At 43.6% G+C, this 21,819-nt stretch carries 22 protein-coding genes, 2 rRNA genes and 1 riboswitch (1 of these 25 running past the window's edge); of the genes, 4 read left to right on the top strand and 20 right to left on the bottom strand.

Annotated features, from left to right (window positions below):
• Window positions 1-109: 109 nt before the first annotated feature.
• The 6 genes from yabG to NST85_RS00160 all read right to left on the bottom strand — a co-directional run bounded on the left by yabG (window position 110) and on the right by NST85_RS00160 (window position 6,511).
• A complete protein-coding gene (yabG, locus tag NST85_RS00185; protein WP_127194238.1) occupies window positions 110-1,024 on the bottom strand; it encodes a sporulation peptidase YabG in 915 nt (304 codons plus the stop codon).
• A 48-nt stretch (window positions 1,025-1,072) separates the two neighbouring features.
• Entirely contained in the window at window positions 1,073-1,960 is an 888-nt protein-coding gene (gene rsmA, locus NST85_RS00180; RefSeq protein WP_127194239.1) for a 16S rRNA (adenine(1518)-N(6)/adenine(1519)-N(6))-dimethyltransferase RsmA, read from the bottom strand.
• Window positions 1,961-1,966: 6 nt separating this feature from the next.
• Window positions 1,967-2,521 carry a ribonuclease M5 gene (rnmV, locus tag NST85_RS00175; protein ID WP_341188227.1) on the bottom strand — a complete coding sequence of 185 codons (555 nt, stop codon included), beginning with the start codon at window positions 2,519-2,521 and terminating at the stop codon, window positions 1,967-1,969.
• 116 nt (window positions 2,522-2,637) lie between these two features.
• Window positions 2,638-3,747, bottom strand: a complete 1,110-nt coding sequence (locus tag NST85_RS00170; protein WP_127194241.1) for a 3D domain-containing protein — start codon at window positions 3,745-3,747, stop codon at window positions 2,638-2,640.
• Window positions 3,748-4,004: 257 nt separating this feature from the next.
• A riboswitch (cyclic di-AMP (ydaO/yuaA leader) is annotated at window positions 4,005-4,217 on the bottom strand.
• A 219-nt stretch (window positions 4,218-4,436) separates the two neighbouring features.
• Complete coding sequence (locus NST85_RS00165) at window positions 4,437-5,204, bottom strand: TatD family hydrolase (protein WP_127194242.1); 768 nt, start codon at window positions 5,202-5,204, stop codon at window positions 4,437-4,439.
• Window positions 5,205-5,221: 17 nt separating this feature from the next.
• A complete protein-coding gene (locus NST85_RS00160) occupies window positions 5,222-6,511 on the bottom strand; it encodes an HD domain-containing protein (protein ID WP_127194243.1) in 1,290 nt (429 codons plus the stop codon).
• A 328-nt stretch (window positions 6,512-6,839) separates the two neighbouring features.
• On the opposite strand from NST85_RS00160, the gene NST85_RS00155 reads away from it, so the two are divergent.
• The gene (locus NST85_RS00155; RefSeq protein ID WP_127194244.1) at window positions 6,840-7,094 is read left to right on the top strand and encodes an AbrB/MazE/SpoVT family DNA-binding domain-containing protein; all 255 of its coding nucleotides are present in this window, start codon (window positions 6,840-6,842) and stop codon (window positions 7,092-7,094) included.
• A gap of 117 nt (window positions 7,095-7,211) precedes the next feature.
• On the opposite strand, the gene rsmI is transcribed toward NST85_RS00155, so the two are convergent.
• The 10 genes from rsmI to NST85_RS00105 form a co-directional block, all read right to left on the bottom strand.
• Window positions 7,212-8,102: a 16S rRNA (cytidine(1402)-2'-O)-methyltransferase gene (gene rsmI, locus NST85_RS00150; protein ID WP_127194245.1), complete on the bottom strand. Its 891-nt coding sequence runs from the start codon at window positions 8,100-8,102 to the stop codon at window positions 7,212-7,214.
• The gene (locus tag NST85_RS00145; RefSeq protein ID WP_127194246.1) at window positions 8,099-8,854 is read right to left on the bottom strand and encodes a tRNA1(Val) (adenine(37)-N6)-methyltransferase; all 756 of its coding nucleotides are present in this window, start codon (window positions 8,852-8,854) and stop codon (window positions 8,099-8,101) included. The genes rsmI and NST85_RS00145 overlap by 4 nt, the downstream gene beginning before the upstream one ends.
• A 114-nt stretch (window positions 8,855-8,968) precedes the next feature.
• Window positions 8,969-9,340, bottom strand: coding sequence for a DNA replication initiation control protein YabA (gene yabA, locus NST85_RS00140; protein ID WP_127194247.1), 372 nt, complete (start codon window positions 9,338-9,340; stop codon window positions 8,969-8,971).
• Between the two features lie 51 nt (window positions 9,341-9,391).
• Window positions 9,392-10,192, bottom strand: coding sequence for a PSP1 domain-containing protein (locus NST85_RS00135; RefSeq protein ID WP_127194248.1), 801 nt, complete (start codon window positions 10,190-10,192; stop codon window positions 9,392-9,394).
• 113 nt (window positions 10,193-10,305) lie between these two features.
• Window positions 10,306-11,289, bottom strand: coding sequence for a DNA polymerase III subunit delta' (gene holB, locus NST85_RS00130; RefSeq protein ID WP_127194249.1), 984 nt, complete (start codon window positions 11,287-11,289; stop codon window positions 10,306-10,308).
• 56 nt (window positions 11,290-11,345) lie between these two features.
• A complete protein-coding gene (locus tag NST85_RS00125) occupies window positions 11,346-11,789 on the bottom strand; it encodes a YaaR family protein (RefSeq protein ID WP_127194250.1) in 444 nt (147 codons plus the stop codon).
• 54 nt (window positions 11,790-11,843) lie between these two features.
• A complete protein-coding gene (locus NST85_RS00120; protein WP_127194251.1) occupies window positions 11,844-12,173 on the bottom strand; it encodes a cyclic-di-AMP receptor in 330 nt (109 codons plus the stop codon).
• Window positions 12,174-12,225: 52 nt separating this feature from the next.
• Complete coding sequence (gene tmk, locus NST85_RS00115) at window positions 12,226-12,870, bottom strand: dTMP kinase (RefSeq protein ID WP_127194252.1); 645 nt, start codon at window positions 12,868-12,870, stop codon at window positions 12,226-12,228.
• Window positions 12,867-14,369: an aminotransferase class I/II-fold pyridoxal phosphate-dependent enzyme gene (locus NST85_RS00110; protein ID WP_127194253.1), complete on the bottom strand. Its 1,503-nt coding sequence runs from the start codon at window positions 14,367-14,369 to the stop codon at window positions 12,867-12,869. The genes tmk and NST85_RS00110 overlap by 4 nt, the downstream gene beginning before the upstream one ends.
• A gap of 187 nt (window positions 14,370-14,556) precedes the next feature.
• A complete protein-coding gene (locus NST85_RS00105; protein ID WP_127194254.1) occupies window positions 14,557-14,742 on the bottom strand; it encodes a sigma factor G inhibitor Gin in 186 nt (61 codons plus the stop codon).
• 220 nt (window positions 14,743-14,962) lie between these two features.
• Between NST85_RS00105 and NST85_RS00100 the strand changes: the two genes are divergently transcribed.
• Window positions 14,963-15,487: a hypothetical protein gene (locus NST85_RS00100; RefSeq protein ID WP_127194255.1), complete on the top strand. Its 525-nt coding sequence runs from the start codon at window positions 14,963-14,965 to the stop codon at window positions 15,485-15,487.
• Between the two features lie 127 nt (window positions 15,488-15,614).
• On the opposite strand, the gene NST85_RS00095 is transcribed toward NST85_RS00100, so the two are convergent.
• Window positions 15,615-16,040, bottom strand: a complete 426-nt coding sequence (locus NST85_RS00095) for a hypothetical protein (protein WP_341188226.1) — start codon at window positions 16,038-16,040, stop codon at window positions 15,615-15,617.
• Between the two features lie 505 nt (window positions 16,041-16,545).
• Here NST85_RS00095 and NST85_RS00090 point away from each other — a divergent pair.
• Entirely contained in the window at window positions 16,546-16,863 is a 318-nt protein-coding gene (locus NST85_RS00090; protein WP_127195317.1) for a helix-turn-helix domain-containing protein, read from the top strand.
• Window positions 16,830-17,732, top strand: coding sequence for an IS3 family transposase (locus NST85_RS00085; RefSeq protein WP_127195318.1), 903 nt, complete (start codon window positions 16,830-16,832; stop codon window positions 17,730-17,732). Before NST85_RS00090 ends, NST85_RS00085 begins: the two co-directional genes overlap by 34 nt.
• A gap of 63 nt (window positions 17,733-17,795) precedes the next feature.
• Here NST85_RS00085 and NST85_RS00080 read toward each other — a convergent pair.
• From NST85_RS00080 to NST85_RS00070, 3 genes are all read right to left on the bottom strand, one after another.
• Window positions 17,796-19,156, bottom strand: a protein-coding gene (locus tag NST85_RS00080; RefSeq protein WP_127195313.1) for an IS3 family transposase whose coding sequence is annotated in 2 segments (ribosomal slippage) — window positions 17,796-18,700 and window positions 18,700-19,156 — 1,362 coding nt in all. Because the reading frame shifts where the segments join, the coding sequence is not laid out codon by codon here.
• Between the two features lie 71 nt (window positions 19,157-19,227).
• Window positions 19,228-19,344: ribosomal RNA gene (gene rrf, locus NST85_RS00075) — 5S ribosomal RNA — on the bottom strand.
• A 100-nt stretch (window positions 19,345-19,444) separates the two neighbouring features.
• Window positions 19,445-21,819, bottom strand: a 23S ribosomal RNA gene (locus NST85_RS00070) (it continues 557 nt past the right edge of the window).

The following is a 21,819-nucleotide window of genomic DNA, read 5'->3' as shown; positions in this document are numbered from 1 at the left end:
AGAAAAATCGGTTGTCAATTGTTTTTTTTGGAAACCTGTATTACGCCTCATTTTCTCAGTAAAAACAAAGAAAACGCCCGATAATATCGGACGTTTCAGGATAACTAAACTACATAGAAGGTACAACCTTCAAAGTTGATAAATCTTTAGGTTTGGGCAGACCAATACGATAGCTCCCCCGTGTCTCAATACCACCTACACCCTGAGTACCGCTAATTGTATTGTTCAGCACGTCGGTGATATGAATGGTGTCCCGGATGGACGTAAACGAAGCCTTCGCGGCAATATAGACCGGATCGAGTGCATGAATGAGCACCCTCCCTGGTGAGCTGGCAAAATTGGCTCCTGCCTGTAACAATGCCTCGAAATGCGATTGACATGCTCCTGCAACAATAGTCAGGGTATCAAAATTACGTTCATATTGCCGAGCCGCTCCAATAGCCTCTACAAAATGTCTTGAGTTCTTATAGCTCGACAAATTGTAAAGATTGCTGTTAGGGCGATTCTTGAGTACACCGTCATGACCTGTCACTACCACGATATCTGGACGAACACTTGGCAGCAAACGCTGCAGTGCTCCGGCCATAGCAGACTCGTTCACAAAATAACCTTCAGCAGGCACTCTTAACTTCTCATACAGTTCAAGGCTTTTCTGCAAATACCGCTCATCACCATCTAAATGAAGTACCTTACCAGGCACCTCAAAGTACGATGGTTCAGTTTCTACGTTATCTTGTGGAAGCCATTCCTGATTTAATACAGTCTGATTTCGCTGTGCTTGCTCGACTCGTTCTCGATGTAACCACTCCAGCGATTTTGTAGCCTGGATATTCGCACGTCTCGCTCTTTCGCTAGGGGAATCCGGATCCACTTTAACTAAGTCAGTCAAAGGTGCGTCAGCCAGCAACCGAAAATCTATTCCCTTGATTATGGCCACATTTCGCTCAATCTTCTCAATTCGGAAGGTTACATCTCCTCCGTAAGATTTGCGAACGACCAAGTCTCCCAAATTCGTCAAGTCCATCACCTCTACCCCCATCGTATGGGCTAACAGAGGGAATGGTTACAGTAACTAAGAGTTCAATCCAGCACCAAGGAAAACATTGCTAAGACGAGCGAACTCCTCTAGACTGAGCGTTTCTGCACGTCTTGATGGTTCAATCTCTGCCTCTGCCAACAGGCGTTCCAATGTCTCGCGCCCTTCACCTGAGAAGAAACGGCTTTTCAGGTTATTTGCAATCGTCTTACGTCTCTGAGTAAAAGAAGACTGTACGACCTCGAAGAAGAAAGCCTCATCATCCACCTGCACTGGTGGCTCATCACGAACTGTTAACCTGATGACTGCCGATTCTACATTCGGCTGTGGAATGAAGACAGTAGGAGGCACCATACAAATTAATTCTGGCTTGCTGTAATACTGAACAGCAATACTAAGACTGCCATACTCCTTGCCTCCTGGAGAGGCCGCCATCCGCTGGGCTACTTCCTTCTGAATCATGACGACAATATGTTCCAGTGGTAATTTCTCTTCCAATAGCTTCATCAGGATCGGCGTCGTTACATAATAAGGTAAATTAGCCACCACGCTAACACCGCTAACATCGCCGAATTCTGCCTCAAATAGTGCGCGCAAATCCAGATCCAGAACGTCGCCCTGTATAACATTTACTTGAGGATAAGGCTCCATAACTTCTCTAAGAATAGGAATGAGACGACGATCGATCTCTACGGCCGCCACCTTCCCTGCTTCTTGAGCCAGCTTTTCCGTAAGCGCACCAATACCTGGACCAATCTCCAGTGCTCCTTTGGACTCATCTAATCCTGCTGCAGCAACAATCTTACCGAGGATATTCTGATCGATCAGAAAGTTCTGACCTAGACTTTTTTTAAATTTAAATCCGTGTCGCGCAATGATCTCTTTCGTCCGGCGTGGCGTTGAAACGTCTTCCAAAATATTCATAACAAGTTATACCCCTTTGTCTTCCAATTGAGCTAATGCGGCCGCAAATTCTTCCCGGCTAATTCTAAATACTGTCATCCGCTTATAAAATTGTTTCCCATTACAATATCCAATACCAAGTATTTCACCCATGACTCTCCGCCGAGCAGCTGCCTCCGGATGAATAATAAGCCCTGCCGCCAATAAATCCTCCCAGTCGGTCATTCCCGCTTCACTGGCTTCACCAACGACTTCACTGCGTACATTAGCTAGGGCCTCACGTATGACCTCAGGAGAAGCATTCTCGACGCCGATATCTCCCCGCTTCGTCGCATCTGCTTCCCGCAGGAAGGCATGCTTACAGCCAGGCACCCGATTGGCTACAATTTTGCGGATGCGCTCACCGGCATGATCAGGGTCAGTAAAAATAATAACACCACGTCGCTCCTGTGCTAGGGCTATCTTCCGCAGTGTCATTTCGTTAATTGCAGAGCCACCGGTTTCAATCGTATCTGCTTCTAAGGCACGTTTCACAGCAACCGTATCGTCCCGGCCCTCCACCACAATGATCTCTTTGATCATGTACTCTCTTCCTTCCTTATCACAACAAAAAGAAGAGGATAAATCCTCTTCTTGAACTTAAGCTTATTTATTAACATAATATTATCCGATTCCCTACCCAATGTAAAACTAGATCTCTAGTTTAACTCAGGCTTGGTAGGACCAATGACATAGACTGTACGACCCTTCTTGCGGCCAAATTGATTGGCTGCCTTCAAGCTATCGTAATAGACGTCCATTTTATTACCTTTAATTGCACCACCCGTATCCTCGGCACGACGGAAGCCAACACCTTCGATATAGACCCACCATCCCATCGGGACAACGCTCTTATCTACAGCAATTGTTCTTCCCTCTTTCACACGAGTACCGGAAGCTGTCTTCGTACCAATACCGTCTTCCTCGGCAGAATAGGCGGTAAGAGTGACGTTCTTCAGCACTTTTTTATATTTAAACGAGACGCCACCTTTGGTCGTTAGTCCACTAATATCAACCTTATCACCGGTCCGAGTGATACTGGCAGACAGAACGGCTGTTGGTTTCTTTGTACCAACGGCTATCACTTTCGGTTGAGCGGTCTTAGAGACCTCTTTACCGAGCCACTGCTTAGATACAAAAATTCCGTCTTCATATACTTTCTCTATGTTGTGGGTAACTAAACCTTTGCTTCCCTGCTGGATGACCTTAGTCTTCCCCTTAAGCAGATCTGGATCAGAGGTCTTCACGATGGTGAATGGTACAGCCTCTTGAGTTTGAACCAGTTGCTTGTTAACCCGGACAATCCGAATCTCCAAATTGGACTTAAGCTCACTACTCAAAGCAGGGGTAATTTTATCTATGGGGTCCAAGGAAACACCTAGTTCCTTGATAGCACCCTCTACGTCTTTCTGAGTTGTAAAATGTGTCTTGGTTGTTCCGTCCACAGTAAGCTTTACGGGAACGGCTCTCACAACGGAAATTGCAAGTGGACTTGAAACTTTGTCCTCCGGATTCAATAAAATGGAGTGTTCATCCAACACCTCATTCATTAGCGAGTGCTGTGTCTCTACTGATCCCATCTCACCGTCTTTTGCCAAGGCGACATTCTTCTTGTCTTGGCTATTCAAACCAATCAGTGTGACAACTGCAGCGATCACGAACAAGCTAATTACAGAAATCCGACGTAAATTTTCAGGCTTCCAATGCATTGCGTAAGACATGCTGGATGAGCGTGATTCATGGGTCTCCTTTTTGTGGAAAATGCCCATATCTTCTCTCCTCCTTCATAGCCCCGCCGTCTAAGTCGATATAAGATACATTTGACGTGACTATTATTCATTTGTACGAAATGCATAAACAACTGCATTCCGCATCCTGCCCCAGTCCGGTCGGCATAGGTCATCCTCCTGTTAAACAAGAGTATGATGTGCCTATTACATTTATTCAAAAACAAAAGAAGCCTAAAGAAAGAGTTAGAGGAACTCCTTCGTGGCTTCCGCATGTCATGATGTAATAGGATGCACGAGTTGCCTCTCTTGAGACGCTTACGAGGTTAGCTGTCGGATTCGGACGCAGAGAGCCGCCCTTTCTCAGTACATTCGCTCATGGCGCAATGACCTCGAATTCACCCCAAAGACCCATAAAGAAATCAATTACGAGAGGATCGGTATACGAACCCTGATCAATCTACGTATCGGTTCCCCCGTTCTCCATTAAGGAGATTCAGCGAGACTGGTTCATGGAAACATGTGATCGAAGACGTCCCATTAGTTTCCAGATGGACACCGAATTCGATTACTGAAAAGATTCTATCCTGTTTCGATGCATGTTGTAAAGCATCAATCAACCACGTTTCTTTTAAAATATGGTTAATTTTTTGTAATATTCTCGCTTTAAACAGTTAAAAAGTATTAATCTTTCCCGTTTACTCACTTTTTCAGCTCTTTTACTCTCGAATTCATCTAATCCCAAATAGTCCCAGCGCATTTTGAGTTGTTATTTCAGCGATTTCTTCGAAGGACATGCCTTTTATCTCAGCTGCAGCTTCTGCAACTAGACGAACATGTGCAGACTCATTTCTTTTACCACGATATGGGTGTGGTGTTAAATATGGGGAGTCCGTTTCGATCAATAATCGATCCATCGGTGTCTGTGCTAAGACCTCTTTTGGCTGTTTGGCATTTTTAAACGTAATGGGGCCACCAAACGACAAATGAAACCCCATATCCAGACACATTTTAGCAATTTCCCAGCTTCCGGAGAACGAGTGCATCACTCCGCCAACCTCACTTGCCTTCTCTTCACGTAAAATCCGAACCACATCTTCATGTGCATCCCGGTTGTGAATGCAGATTGGCATGCCCAAACTCCGAGCCAGTCCAATTTGATTACGGAGTACCGTATGTTGTACATCCTTAGGTGAAGTATCCCAATAATAATCGAGGCCTATTTCGCCGATCGCAACTACCTTTTCGTGGGCACATAATTCGGCGATCCAGTCCAAGTCACCTTCTTGCATCGTAATCGCATCCTGTGGATGCCAACCAACAGCTGCATAAATGAAGTCATGAGCCTCCGCAAGCTTCATTGTTGTCGGGATCGTCTCCCGATTAAAACCGATATTGATCATTCGAGTAACACCTTGCTCCAGTGCCCTTGTAATCGTTTCCTCGCGGTCTTCATCAAACTGAATTGCATCCAAATGAGTATGAGTATCGAATAGCATTCTGCTAATCCTCCTAATTATGTCTGTAATTGAAACAAATCCGCAATTTCCTGGGGAAGCTTATCTAACACAGGGGTCAATTTATTATCCGGAAAGTACAAATGAAATTTACCCCGATGAAGTCCACTGATTGACCGAACAATATCCGATACCTCAGAAATTTCTCGCAACTGATCTTGACGATCCAAGAGTAGTATTTGTTTCTCCCTAAATTTCCCGTCAGGTCGAAAAACATCATACGGCAGATCAGTGGGAAAATCAATTTCCAAGTCGTAATCTGGGTTAAGTCCCACTTTTGCAAAAGCGTGCCGTATTTCTTCTATCATTTCCTTATCAAGGGATTCAGTTTCTACATATTTATACAATTTACGGTCCATAAATCGGGAACAAAGATCACTAAGTAAATCATCCTTCTCATTTCTCCATTGCATAAATGCAGTTTGAATGAGCGCCTCATCTAATAGTAGATACTCCTGCACAGTTAATTCACGTTTGAATAGGCCTGGCAATGGATCAGGTAAAAAAGCGAAGGAATGCCCACTCTTATACAATTCCTTAGCTCGGCGAAGAATTTGCCTTAGGATGATCTCTGAACTACGGGTAACGGGATGAAAATAAACCTGCCAATACATCTGGTAACGGGACATCAAATAATCTTCCACCGCATGCATTCCTGATTCCTTCACAACAACCCTACCTTGAAATGGCCGGAGCATCCGTAATATTCGGTCCATATCAATGGTGCCATAATTTACACCCGTAAAATAAGCGTCCCTGAGCAAATAATCCATTCGATCCGCATCAAGCGGGCTTGAGACCAAGTTAACAACGATCGGTTTGTCATAATCTTTACGAATGACGGATGCCACTTTGGCCGGGAAATCATCACCCAATCTTCTTAATACTGAAGCAACCTCACTATCTCCGAGCAATATTTTACAAGTCCAATCCTCATGGTCCATTTGAAATGCCTGTTCTATAGAATGAGAAAAGGGACCGTGCCCAAGATCATGGAGCAATGCCGCACAAAGAGCAACCAATCGCTCATCCCTTGGCCAATCAGGGTACTTACCCTGTTCAAACTGCGAGATGATTCGACGAGTAATTTCATATACACCTAGAGAATGAGAGAATCGGCTGTGCTCTGCACCATGAAATGTTAAGTAAGATGTGCCAAGCTGCCTGATGCGACGGAGACGTTGAAATTCCGTAGTATTAATGAGAGACCAGATAATTTCATCCTGCACATGTATATAGTTGTGTACCGGATCTTTGAACACCTTTTCTTCACGTAATTGGCGATGCATGGCTAACACTCCTTATCTCATATTTTTTCATATCTAATTCTTAAAAATATTTAGCAGAATTATGCCTTATATCGACATAAAATGTCGAATTATGTCGAATAACGACGAAGTGTTGATTTCCAATATGTCGAATGTTGGAAAGCACTTATTTTTACTGGATTTATAGGAAAAACAGACCCTGCAAAGCGCAAATATGGAGAATTAAAAGAAATATTCCATTAATAGGTTGACTATTTTGGCAATGGTTGGTATTATAAATATCATAAAAGATAGAAGTTTGTCGAACTATGACATATTTAAATTATAGCGGAAGGGGTTATCATCAGTTATGATGAAATCAACTGGAATTGTAAGAAAAGTAGATGAATTAGGTCGGGTTGTTATTCCGATTGAATTACGCCGTACACTCGGTATTGGCGAAAAAGATGCACTGGAAATTTATGTAGACGGAGAGCGGATCATGTTGAAGAAATATGAACCTGCTTGTATCTTCTGCGGCAACGCTGAGAACGTTATTTACTTCAAAGGTAAGATCGTTTGTCACGAATGTATTTCTGAAATTCCTGCCCCTGTGACAAACTAGGAATTATAGTATATAATAGATTTATTGAAACTGTTAATTCTAACCTTTTTCATATCTCCTTGGTCCCTCTAGTAGGATTACTCCTACTAGTAGGGATCACTTTTTTTGTCCTTACCTCTATAATAGCAGTTGGTAAATATCTCTTTTTGAGACTCCTCGATCTCCCGCAGCTTTTTTCATCGCATCTTTACGCGAAATTCCCTCTTGCTCCTCATAATGAACAACATGTTCTTCTACTGACAATGTTTGCCACCATGCATCTCGTCTCTGTTTAACATCTTCGGGATTCGCTCCGTCTATAACAATACAATACTCACCAAGCGGTGGATGCTCTTGCAACCAAGCTTGGCATTCGCTGATCAGCCCCCTGGCCATCTCCTCATAACGCTTGGTCAATTCTCTAGCTAGTACAATTTTGCGGTCTCCCCAAGCCTCATGGATCGACTCCAGTGTCTTGAGCACTCTATGGGGTGATTCATACAGCAACAAAGTCCCTTCCTCATCTTGAAGACTCTTCAGTAGATTCTCACGCTCCTTATTATCACGGGGTAGAAATCCGAGAAATTGAAATCTTTGGGTGGATAATCCCGAAACGATAAGTGCTGATAAAGCGGCGTTTGCCCCAGGTATCGGAATGACGGATATATGCTGTTCTAACGCCAATTTTACGAGGTCGCTACCAGGGTCTGAAATGGCTGGTAAACCGGCATCACTCACGAGTGCCAAATTATTTCCTTCTATTATAAGGCGAATTAATTCAGGACCACTCGCTGCCTTATTATGTTCGTGATAACTCAGTAATTTTCCCGTTGTAATCTCATAATGAGTCAGTAGCTTCCGTGTCTGGCGTGTATCCTCAGCAGCAATAATATCAACCTCTCGCAAAGTCCGAATAGCTCGGAACGTCATATCCTCTAAATTACCAATTGGCGTAGCAACGAGATACAACTTCCCGCATGGTTTTGCATCCGGTTTTTCTACAAAACTTTTCTGAACTTGTATACTCATACTTTTCCCTCTTCTGATCCGTAATAAATGTCCATGATTTCTTCACAGTATTCCCCGTTCTCCTTGTAAACGATCAGCGGAGGTAAAATTCTCATATCGGGTTTACCATCCTTTATCGCTTCAATTAACACAATATTAGATTCCATTCCCGATCTTGGGTGTACAAATCGAATAACTTTCGGTTCTAACTTATATTGCCTAAGCAAAGTAATAATTTCGCCGAGCCGCTGCGGTTTATGCACCATGTTTACTTTCCCGCCATTTCTAACTAGTTTCGTGGCGGCGGATATCACATCCTCCAAGCTACAATGGATCTCATGTCTGGCGATCGCTTGGTGGGAGTTCAGCTTGATGTCCCCCCCGGTAAGCGGCATATACGGTGGATTTACCGTGATAGCATCATATACTCCATGACCAGTTTCCTTCACTAGTTCCCGTAAATCACCTTCGCGAATAAAAATCTTGTCCTGTAGGCCGTTCATTTCCACACTTCGTCTGGCCATATCTGCTAATCTAGGCTGAATTTCAATACCCTCGATATTAGCTTCACTCCGTGTCGATAGCAAGATGGGAACTACCCCGTTTCCGGTACACAGGTCCAGAATCTTTCCATACTTAGGTACGGATGCAAAGCGAGCTAGTAAGACAGCGTCCATCGAGAAGCTAAACACTTCGTCACTCTGAATGATCTGTAATTGATGAGTAAGTAGATCATCTACTCGTTCTTGTTCATGTATAGGCACTTTGTTCATCTATCTGATCTTCCATTCTTTTAAATTATAGAAATTGAGTTCATAAGCAAAGTATGAGCTGACCTATACTTCCCTTATATTTAAAAAAACCGTAGGACTTATCCCTACGGCTTGTTATTTATTCAAAAAAGAGAGACAGAAGAGACAATCGCCTTCCGTTCGTAAATGCCCGTAATACACATTGCAAATATGAAAGCCTTCATGATAGAGACGCGCCAGATTATCGTAACCTTCTCCCACCATGTCGATGATTTCCTTACCCTCAAGTAGAGGATTAGAAGCCTTATCCGCAGAGGTCAAAGTTAAGCGGCCTTCAGTGCTCTCCCGCTTTAATATTTTGCGCAACTGCTCGTTCTCTACAAGAAGTCGCTGGTTTTCTTCTACCAGTTTCTTCACTTCAAGTTTGAGCGTGCCCAAATCACCATGTATATCTCCCATTTGTGTTTCTACAGCTTGCATATGAGTAAAAATATCTTTGTTCTTCAAGTTCCCACCCCAGAGTCATCTCTAAAGTCTATCTTGAAAATATGTGTTACTTTACTTAACAACAACATCATCCAAAGGCAATTCTTTAACCTTGCCCACTTCAAATAATTGTACATGAACGGTACGAGAACCCGCATTCAGACCGACGACTTTACCATCCCCCAAAGAGGTAACAACTACTTTACCAACGGAAGGAAGCTCTTCCTTCACGCTTTCGTAATTATCATGTTCAAATTTCAAACAACACATAAGGCGTCCACACAATCCAGATATCTTAGTTGGATTGAGTGACAAACTCTGATCTTTAGCCATCTTAATTGAGACGGGCTCGAAATCACCAAGCCAAGAAGAACAACATAATACGCGTCCACACGGACCAATACCACCCAGCATCTTAGCCTCATCTCTTACCCCAATTTGTCTGAGTTCGATTCGAGTGCGGAAAATGCTAGCTAAATCCTTGACCAATTCGCGGAAGTCAACCCGACCTTCAGCAGTGAAATAGAAAATGATCTTATTACGGTCAAATGTAAATTCTACATCGACCAATTTCATTTTCAAATCATGATCCTTGATTTTATTTAAACATGTGGCAAATGCATTCTTTGCCGCAAGCTTATTCTCATCAACTACACAGGCGTCAGATTCATCAGCAATTCGGATGACCTTCTTCAGTGGAAGAACGACATCGGATTCTCCAACCTGTTTCTTCCCGATCACTACTTTGCCGTATTCGATCCCTCTTGCTGTTTCAACAATAACGCTCTGTTCTTTCTCAACTGGAAGTTCCAGTGGATCGAAGTAATATATTTTGCCCGCCTTTTTAAAACGGACACCCACTACAGTATACAAAAACTTACCCCCTCGTATAGCCAATAAACAACTTGATGAAGCTTTTTAATGGAAGTCCCTGCTCTTTCACGGGAGAAAGTTTGTTTATCTAGTATGCGCGTACTGCTCTCTACTTAATGTTGACCTTCAATACCAATGAGGAAACTTTCAAGACAAAGCTGGGCATTCATATTATACCGTAATTTCTTCTTGCTCTCCGCGGCCAATGCCATAGCATCAATCCACTGATCTGCACTACGAGACGACGAGTACTTAACTATAAAATCCAGTTCATCTATAAATATAATTCGGTCATGTTTATGATAGAGCGCATGAACCATATCTTTGAACCACAAATGGAAAAGGTTAAACAACATATCTAGGTGCTCACCTAGACCTGCTTTGAACACGCTTTGCTGAGCTGTAATTAATGGAGAACCACTACGGCTGATGGTCTCCTTCCCTAATTGTAACACTACGTTTCTAATTTCTGCAAACCAATTCTGTCCAAGTAGATCTCGGCATGGTCCGAGCCCTGCCGCCAAATGCACAGCGCACCCTGCTAGTATCCGTGGAATTCCCTCGTCCGACAAAATTTGGAGCATCCGATCTGGGTCTAGAGGGGTAAATGGAACCCATTGTGCCCTAGATTGAATCGTTGAAAGTAGGGCTCGTCCGTTGTCAGACAATAAGATCGCTACGGCCGGGGAAGGTGGTTCTTCAAGAAACTTTAGTAGGCTATTCGCTGCCTGCACTGACATTTTTTCAGCTTCATCAATAATATATACTTTATAATTCCCACTCTCCGAGCGATAGGAAAATATTCGCTGCAGGTCACGGATTTGGTCAATCTTAATCGTGGAACCGTCTGGAGCAACTTGGTGAAGGTCGGGATGATTACCATGTTTTACTTTGCGGCATTCCAAACATTCTCCACAAGGATTCTCACCGTTTCGCTGAGTACAGAACAGCGCTTGTGCAAAAGTCAGCGCCATTTCCTTTTGTCCACTTCCCGGCGGTCCACTGAATATATATGCATGAGATATTTGACCTCGACGAAGTCCACTCATGAGCAACTGTTTCGCAGCATCTTGACCTAATATTTCATCAAACGACATGATTGCTCTCTTACCTCCCTGCAAAAAAACCTAGAAGTGAGATGGTAAACTCACTTCTAGAAACTAAAATTAATTAAAATACCGCGAATCTCGCCTATTTTCTGCAGTAAATCAATTTTTCCTTGCTCTGTTTCTAACAACTCATCGGCCATCGCGAGTAATGCGGCATCGACCTCATCTATTAATTTATATCGTTTACCTCGTCCACGGCGGTCCCATCCCCTGGATTCCTTCATACTTACGCCCCGCCGAACCGTATCCTCCAGAAATCTTTTAACAAGAAGACGATACGCTTTCAATTCTCTGATGGTCATGGACCGCGCGAGACGATCTCCTTGTGACTGAATTTCCTTGAACCTCCGATCAAGCTCCTGCTGAGAGGCTTGTGCTCCCTGTTGCTGTATGACATCGGAGAAACTCTTCGTCTGAACTGGTTTAGCAGAACTGTCGGTTACTCCCAGTCCGTTTTTGAGCGGTCTGAATCCAGGCTCTATTTTCACTACAATCACTGCCTAACTTAGAATATTTCAAATTGGACCTCTGTTGTAACTAACTTAAAAATGTTCAAACCGGTCAACTGGAAGTACAAATACAGTAGCTCCACCAACCTGAACCTCTACAGGAAGTGGCAGATATGAATCCGTCGTTCCACTCATTGGTGTCACAGGCGTAACTAACTGCTCACGGATTTTGCAACTATTGCGAATGACATTCATTACTGATTCTATCTGATTATCGTCGACACCAATCATAAACGTTGTGTTACCCGCCCTTAGAAAGCCGCCGGTACTAGCCAATTTGGTTGCCCGAAAATTTTCCTTCACTAGTGCGCTGGATAAACGGTTGCTATCTTTATCCTGAATGATCGCAATTATGAGTTTCATATACAGCCCCTCCTCGGTATCATAAAATATAACTCACCTTATTATTTGACAATTATATCAAATAATCCTTCAAAAGTGCGGAAAGACAATTATTTATCTCCGCTGCTACCTCTTTTTTTGCTCGGGAAGCATCAATTGTCGTAATTCTCTGCGGATACATGTCCGCCACGATTAAATAACCTTCTCTCACCTTCTGGTGGAACTCAATACTCTCTAAATCCAAACGATTCACTTCTCTACCCTGTCCTGCTGCAATTCTAGACAAACCCTGCTCCGGATCAATATCCATATAAAAGGTATGATCAGGAAATCTTCCGTTAGTCGCAAAGCTGTTTATCGTAAGCACTTCCTGCACGCCTAATCCCCGTGCATACCCTTGATATGCGAGACTGCTATCAATAAACCTATCACACAACACGACCATTCCTCGCTCAAGTGCAGGCTCCACCTTCTCGACTAAATGCTGTCGTCTTGCAGCTGCGTACAATAATGCCTCTGTGCGTCCTTCCATAGCCGTATGCATGGGATCAAGAATAATACCGCGGATTTTCTCTGCAATCTCAATTCCACCTGGCTCACGAGTTATAACATATGGAACCCCTCGTTGTTCTAAGGCACGGCCTAATTCCTCGATGACTGTCGTCTTTCCAGATCCTTCTCCGCCTTCTAGTGTAATGAATAATCCTCTGCCCTTCATACCTTTCCCCTGCTTCCTTCTTTAACTTTCCTGACTCTGATCGCTCTGAGCAGTGGATCCTCCGCTCCCTGGCACTTTGCTTTGGCCTCTCTGAGCCCAACTAAACGAACCATGGTTTCCTTAGAGACCATTTCCCCTGGATATAAAAGCGGAATACCCGGTGGGTAGGGAATAATCATCTCTGCTGCTTGTCGCCCTACGCTTTGTTCGATAGAGACGGCTTCTGTCATCTCCTCAGAAATCGGAGTTAAGTTGAATAATATAGGGGATGACACTTCATCCTCCTGAGCGATGTTCCACGTGGAAAACCGAGTGTTTTCCCTAATATATCCGACTTTATCCATATTTTCCAAAGTAAGAAGCAAGCGTACAGTGTCTTTATATGTCGTTCCCTGACTTAGCGCTAACACGACATAACGATCATCACTCATCTCAGGAATACATCCTGCTGCCTCTAACTTTTCCTGCAACTCATATCCACTCCACTGGCCAGAAGTGTCATACAATACCACTTTAAAAGGATCTTGTATATCATATGCAGCATTCGTATCACTAGCGTTTACTTTGAGCACATCAAAGCGTGAAAGGTTTGCTATTCCATTACGAATAGTCTGAAATGCGGCTAATCCCTCTTCAAAAATAACCGGACCCTTCGTCTGCAGCAAACTACGACTCAAGTCGAGCGATGCCATAATGGGATACGACGGGCTTGAACTCTGGATCATAGCAAGCCGCTGAGCCAATAGCCTGCGATCCAGTAAGTCGCCTTGTACATGCAGCATCGCGCCCATAGTGAGGGCCGTCAACATCTTATGTGTTGATTGGACGACACCATCTGCGCCTGCTTCCAGCGCATTCTCCGGCAACTTCGGATGCAGCCCGAAATGGGCGCCATGTGCCTCATCAACCAGCAATGGCACACCGCTGTTGTGGCAAAGCTCTGCTAGTGGCTTAAGTGAAGTACCCATCCCATAGTAGTTCGGATGCGTCACTAGTACTCCTTTTGCGTTAGGATGCCTGCGTAGGGCTTCACGGACTGTATCTTGAGCCGGTATAGTGGCTAACCCACTCTCCGCATGTATCTGTGGTGCAAGGAACACCGCATTAGCATTAGCTAGCATTAGTCCGTGAATAACCGACTTGTGTACATTCCGCTGTACAAGTAGGACATCTCCTGGTCTAGTACATACGCTTAGAATAAGTGCCAAATTTCCTGCTGTGCTACCTCCAACGAGAAAAAAAGTTTGATCAGCTCCGAAATAACTGGCTGCCCTTTGTTGTGCCTCCAAAATCACGCCCTCAGGATGATGTAAATCATCACTTCCGGTTATTTCTGTAATATCGATATCCATCACTTGTGTTAATGGCTCTCCACCCATTTGCAATGATCGATAGGCTTGTCCATCCTTATGTCCCGGCACATGAAAGGAAACATCTTCACTTTTCTTATACCGAAGTAATGCTTCATATAATGGAGCAGATTCTTTACTATCTAACATTTCTATCTAAGTCCTTCCGGATTGTCTATTTTACCCTATAACATCAAAAATAAAACGATACTATGCCTTTATCTTACCGCTTACATCACTATGAGAGCAACAAAATAACCCCACAAAGTGGAGTCTATGTTTTAATTACTATACCTACCCCTAATTTACGAGGGTATTAGATTATTTAATAGTTCAATTATGCATTCTTCTGTACCCAAATCTGTCTTAATTGATGAATAAAGAAATGATATTTGTCCTCCTGTACTTCCGTATGCACCATCTCGGATTCACAAGCATCACATATAAATTCGGATACGATATGAATCCCTTCCGTTTTAAGCTCCCCGCATATGATACAGGTGTCTTCGATAAGTTCATTCATGAACGATCCCACCTTGTTCCGTTTTACTATCAGTATGGCACAGTTTCTATCAATTTAAACCCTTTCATAGTCCCGTTCCTGCTTTATATATATGCCGTTTATCTTCTTACGGTGTTTGTACAGTATAAAATCTTAAATATTCTTTCTTTTATCCGATATATTAAGAAAGACATGTATTTCTTTGGAAAGCTATCATGTATTAAAGGAGGGTTATGTGATCATGCCTGAGGACACAGTAACCAATGCAACATTTTATCAGTATCGACTTCTTAAAAAACTGTTGTTCCCTAAGGCCCTAATCATGAGTTATCTAACCATCCCTTTTATTTGGTTAGCAGCCGAAATGCTATTTATCTCTTGGACTAGCATCTTTTTCTTTATACTCTCTATTCCAGTGGCTTTATGGATTCAATATGTCATTTCAAGATCCGTTCTGATTGTTGTAAGCCAGGTCAATCGTAAACGATGGAAATTCTCCTTACATCTTCCTTGGATCGGATATATGCCGGATCAATTCATTAGTTATGCTGTTTTTCGCCGGGTACATTATCATTCTGCCTGGATGGGTTTCTGTATTATAGCTATCCTAATTCCTTGGTCTCCAGTATCCTTTACTTTCTCACTTTTTTTCTGGTACCTTTGGCTCATGACTCCAAGACTATTTGCTCTAATCGGTCTAAGAGACCAGCCCAAAGATGGTATGTTAAAATTCAATGAACAAGACCTCTCCTACTACAAACAATAATAAAACTTTACTAGCCCTATATTTTATAAGACCTGTTCTCTGCATAAACGCAGGCAACAGGTCTTTTGGCTTTACTCCATATGTTCTACTTCTCAACTCTATCTTGTCCGTATCCAAGCTACAGATACTAGGGGCTACTCTCTATTCCTTGTATAACCACTTTCTCATCTGTCTTCGGTACCAATACGGTAAAAGAATCATCATGAATCGTTAATTGAACAATCAACTTGCCCTTCTCGTACACCGTTGTCGTGCCCGTATTCTCTTCCACCCTTTCAACCCATCCCCACTCCGAAATTGCTTTCTCGTAAGGTTCTGGTACCCCGTCATCTTCACGAAGCCCTGGGAATGAATAGTGGACATAGTCCATCTTAGAGTTGTTAAGTACGGCATCTGTTCTATTAGCTTCTTTGGGGACAGGGTAACTTTTCTCCACCGCCGCACCTACAAAAGTCGACCAAGAAGGCTCGGAAGACGTACAGCCTGAGATGATTATGGTCATCATCAAGACTACTCCTATGAAGTATAAGGAAGACTTTCCTCTTCTCCACATGACACATTCCTCCTTACCAGCTTATATGCTATAAAAATCTATTATAATTAAATTCATATAATTGATATACCGGAATAGATGTGAATAGGCTAAATTGCCTATTTTTTATTACCACACTTAATTATAACGGTAGTCTCCATTCCGTCGGTAACAAAAAGGTTACATTCCTTTTGATAGGTCCTAAATTTATTTTTTTCTTCGCATCAAATTATTTTTCTTGCGATATATGGACATGACATGGAAGGTTTCACAGGCATATAAGTCCTCCTCCCTCTATCAACATAGCCTGTTCTTGAATTAACGTTCCCGCACAAGTTCAATTATTTACTTATAACTTACATTGATCGCCCCGTACTATTACTCTTCATCATGCTTTTCGAGTTAAATTCAAATAAATAAAAACCACCACCGATAAATGAAGTGACCCCCTAAAGTTGATATTATCCCCTTTAAGTAGACAGTAAAAAGAATGACGTTTATTGTTGATATTTGGAGGGGATTTTTTATGGCCAGAATACTACAAAGCTATACCACCGAGATGAAACTTAAAGCGGTACAAATGTATATAGAAGCTGGAATGGGTTATAAACGAGTAGCAAGAGAGCTGAATATACCTGAACCATCTGTTAGACGTTGGGTGAAGCGTTATGAAAAAGAAGGGGCATCCGCACTGGAGGAGAAACGGGGTAAAACAAAAGGTTTGACTAAGGGAAGACCCCGCAAAAATCCATTAAGTCCGGAAGAGGAGTTAGTTAGGCTCCGAGCTGAGAATGAGTACTTAAAAAAGTTGTGGGCGCTACAAAGGGGGCAAAGAATAGAGTAAGTAAAGTCTCCCAATATGAACTGGTTAATCAATTAGTATCTGCTGGATACAACATCACGTTACTGTGCGAAATCGCAAAAGTATCTAGAAGTGGATATTACAAATGGATAAGAAGAATGCTCACTCCGTCGTCAAAGCAACTTATGGATGAGGAGCTGAAGGAAAAGATCATGGAAGTGCATCAACGTTTACACGGCATTTTCGGTTATCCACGAATACAAACATGGTTGTTTAAGACGCATGGCATACATGTTAATCATAAGAGGGTCTATCGTTTGATGAAAGAAATGGGGATCAAATCTAAGATTCGTAGAAAGAAACGATTTCATGGAAAAAAGGAGACTTATGTAACTTCAGACAATATTTTGAACCGCGATTTTCATGCATCCCAACCCAATGAAAAGTGGGTCACAGATATTACTTACATTCCGTATAACCAAAAAAACTTATATCTTTCCACCATTTATGACCTTTTTAACAACGAAGTCATCTCATACCAAATAAGTACTAGAAACGATTTACAGCTTGTCATAGACACGGTAGAGCTTGCTCGCGGTGTACGCAAAACGGAGGGAGTTCTTCTCCATAGTGACCAAGGTTATCAATACACTTCTAGGTTGTACAATAAACTTCTGACCCAATACAAGATGAAAGTAAGTATGTCTAGAAAAGGAAAATGTTTGGACAATGCCTGCATGGAGAGTTTCTTTGGACATTTCAAAGCAGAATGTATGTATATCCAGTCTTTTCAATCAGAGGAAGCATTGATCTCCGCAATTCATGAATACATACGGTTTTACAATTATGATAGGTTTCAGAAAAAATTAAACAACCTTAGTCCAGTGGAATACCGAACTAAGGCTGCTTAATGTACTTCAGTTTTATTAATGTCTACTTGACAGGGGTAAGATCAAGTTAGACAGGTTATTTTATTAGGCAATTTGTTGGGCATGAGTTCGGTACTGTACCGGACTCATGCCTTTTAGTTTTGCCTTAATTCGCTTGTTGTTGTAATAATGGATGTATTTTGATAGCTCTTGTTTAAAATGTGCGATACTTTCAAATTCCTTTAAATACAGAAGTTCAGATTTCATGATGCCAAAGAAGTTCTCAATGACGGCATTGTCGTAGCAGTTACCTTTACGGGACATACTTTGCTTGATGCCACGTTCTTCAAGGGCATGACGATACTGTTTCATCTGATAGTGCCAACCTTGGTCAGAATGAATAAGGGGCTTATCTACATCTGTTAATCGACTGAATGCTTGATCTAACATCGTAGAAACAAGCGAGTAGACCGGTCTTGAACCGATCGTATACGTAATAATTTCACCATTATATAGATCGAGTACTGGAGATAAATATAGCTTTTCTCCGAATAATTTAAACTCTGAAATATCCGTAACCCATTTCTCATTCGGCTTTTCAGCGTGGAAGTTACGTTCTAAAATGTTGGGTGCAATCTTGCCAATCATCCCTTTGTACGAGCGATATTTCTTCATACGTACCAGGCACTTCAATCCTAATTCTTGCATGATACGCTGAACCTTTTTGTGATTTAACTGACGTCCTCGATTCATCAATTCGTCGTGAATACGACGATAGCCATAACGTCCTTCGTGTTCATCATAAATCGCTTGAATCAATGCTTTTAGCTTCGCATCTGGGTCAGGCCTACCAATGTTCTTTACCCAGTAATAATACGTGCTACGTGGGACATCTGCCAACTGCAGGAGTGCTTTCACCGAGAATTCGTTCCTTAGTTCATAGACGACTTGTGCTTTGTCTTCTTTGGTGATTTTTCCTTGTTTTGAACTAAGGCATTCAACTTTTTTAAGTAAGCATTCTCCATGCGTAAACGCTCTAACTCTGCTTTTAAAGCCTCGACAGAACCATCATCTGGCACCTGTTTCTTGGCTGCTCCTTGTTTTTCACTATTCATGATAGGACGCCCCTTTTTCTTTGAGTTGAGGGCGTCCATTCCTTCATTCTCTATCCTTCTTCTCCATTTCCGAATCATACTAGGTTCAGATATGTTGAATATGGCTGCTGTTTCATTAGGTGACGTCCCATTTTCGTTCATATAATTGAGTACGTCTAGTTTATACTGAGTAGAATAGCTTGTATAGGATTTCTTAAAAGCGTCGGCTCCATGATACTTATATTGTTTAACCCAGTTCATTACGACGGCTGAACTCGTTCTTAATTCTTCCGCTAGCGAGTTAAAACTTTCTTTGCCTTCTAGGTAACTAAATACGGTCCGTAGTTTTATTGCTAAAGAATACTTGGACATAAAAACTGCACCCCAATTGTTAGTTGTGTCTAACAATTGGGGTGCAGTTCATAAATCGGCAGTGGTTCTTTGCTTGGCGGCGTCCTACTCTCCCAGGACCCTGCGGTCCAAGTACCATCGGCGCTGGAGGGCTTAACGGTCGTGTTCGGGATGGGTACGTGTGGAACCCCTCCGCCATCGCCACCAAACGTGGTTCAAGGTTTAATCCTTGAAAACCGGATACGAAACAAAATTGTGTGTAAGTGTGTGTACACCCGTATGTCTGCGAAGATGAATCTTCGTAACATGTAGGATAAGCCCTCGACCGATTAGTACTTGTCAGCTCCATACATTACTGTACTTCCACCTCAAGCCTATCAACCTCGTCGTCTTCAAGGGGTCTTACTAATTGGGAAATCTCATCTTGAGGGGGGCTTCACGCTTAGATGCTTTCAGCGCTTATCCCTTCCGCACGTAGCTACCCAGCTATGCTCCTGGCGGAACAACTGGTACACCAGCGGTGCGTCCATCCCGGTCCTCTCGTACTAAGGACAGCTCCTCTCAAATTTCCTACGCCCACGACAGATAGGGACCGAACTGTCTCACGACGTTCTGAACCCAGCTCGCGTACCGCTTTAATGGGCGAACAGCCCAACCCTTGGGACCTACTTCAGCCCCAGGATGCGATGAGCCGACATCGAGGTGCCAAACCTCCCCGTCGATGTGGACTCTTGGGGGAGATAAGCCTGTTATCCCCAGGGTAGCTTTTATCCGTTGAGCGATGGCCCTTCCATGCGGTACCACCGGATCACTAAGCCCGACTTTCGTCCCTGCTCGACTTGTCAGTCTCGCAGTCAAGCTCCCTTTTGCCTTTGCACTCTTCGAATGATTTCCAACCATTCTGAGGGAACCTTTGGGCGCCTCCGTTACACTTTAGGAGGCGACCGCCCCAGTCAAACTGCCCACCTGACACTGTCCCCGAACCGGGTCACGGTCCTAGGTTAGAACTCCGATACGATCAGGGTGGTATCCCAACATTGCCTCCATAGAAGCTGGCGCTCCTACTTCTTAGGCTCCCACCTATCCTGTACAAATCGTATCAAAGTCCAATATCAAGCTGCAGTAAAGCTCCATGGGGTCTTTCCGTCTTGTCGCGGGTAACCTGCATCTTCACAGGTATTAAAATTTCACCGGATCTCTCGTTGAGACAGCGCCCAAGTCGTTACGCCATTCGTGCGGGTCAGAATTTACCTGACAAGGAATTTCGCTACCTTAGGACCGTTATAGTTACGGCCGCCGTTTACTGGGGCTTCGGTTCATAGCTTCGCATTGCTGCTAACCACTCCCCTTAACCTTCCAGCACCGGGCAGGCGTCAGCCCGTATACTTCGCCTTACGGCTTCGCACAGACCTGTGTTTTTGCTAAACAGTCGCTTGGGCCTTTTCACTGCGGCCCCCTCGTGCTATTCACACTACCGGGGCACCCCTTCTCCCGAAGTTACGGGGTCATTTTGCCGAGTTCCTTAACGAGAGTTCTTCCGCGCGCCTTAGAATTCTCTTCTCGCCTACCTGTGTCGGTTTGCGGTACGGGCACCTTCTCCTGGTTAGAGGCTTTTCTTGGCAGTCTGAGATCATGACCTTCGCTACTATAAATTTTCGCTCCCCATCACAGCCCAGCCTTTAGTGTGCGGATTTGCCTACACACAAGCCTCACTGCTTAGACGGACACATCCATCAGTCCGCGTCACTACCCTACTGCGTCACCCCATTACTCATAACGGATTACGGTGGTACAGGAATTTCTACCTGTTGTCCTTCGACTACGCCTTTCGGCCTCGCCTTAGGTCCCGACTTACCCTGAGTGGACGAGCCTTCCTCAGGAACCCTTAGGCTTTCGGCGGATCAGATTCTCACTGATCTTTTCGTTACTTATACCGGCATTCTCACTTGTATACTCTCCAGCACTCCTTACGGTATACCTTCAACGTATATACAACGCTCCCCTACCCCTGATACTAATGTATCAAGCCATAGCTTCGGTGGTGTGTTTAGCCCCGTTACATTTTCGGCGCAGAGTCACTCGACCAGTGAGCTATTACGCACTCTTTAAATGGTGGCTGCTTCTAAGCCAACATCCTGGTTGTCTGTGCAACTCCACATCCTTTCCCACTTAACACACACTTGGGGACCTTAGCTGATGGTCTGGGCTGTTTCCCTTTTGACAATGGATCTTAGCACTCACTGTCTGACTCCCGGATATGAGTCTATGGCATTCGGAGTTTGACTGAGCTTGGTAACCCTTGGCGGGCCCCGCACCCAATCAGTGCTCTACCTCCACGACTCTCTACTCCGAGGCTAGCCCTAAAGCTATTTCGGGGAGAACCAGCTATCTCTGAGTTCGATTGGAATTTCTCCGCTACCCCCACCTCATCCCCGCATTTTTCAACATGCGTGGGTTCGGGCCTCCAGTGCGTGTTACCGCACCTTCACCCTGGACAGGGGTAGATCACTCAGTTTCGGGTCTACGTCCACGTACTATAATTCGCCCTATTCAGACTCGCTTTCGCTGCGGCTCCGGCTTCTCACCTTAACCTTGCACGGGAACGTAACTCGCCGGTTCATTCTACAAAAGGCACGCCATCACCCATATAGAGGGCTCTGACTTTTTGTAAGCACACGGTTTCA

Source organism: Paenibacillus sp. FSL K6-2524 (genome assembly GCF_038005525.1).
Lineage (GTDB): Bacteria > Bacillota > Bacilli > Paenibacillales > Paenibacillaceae > Fontibacillus > Fontibacillus anaericanus.
The sequence above is the reverse complement of the archived record's forward strand: the minus strand, read 5'-3'. Positions and strand labels throughout refer to the sequence as shown.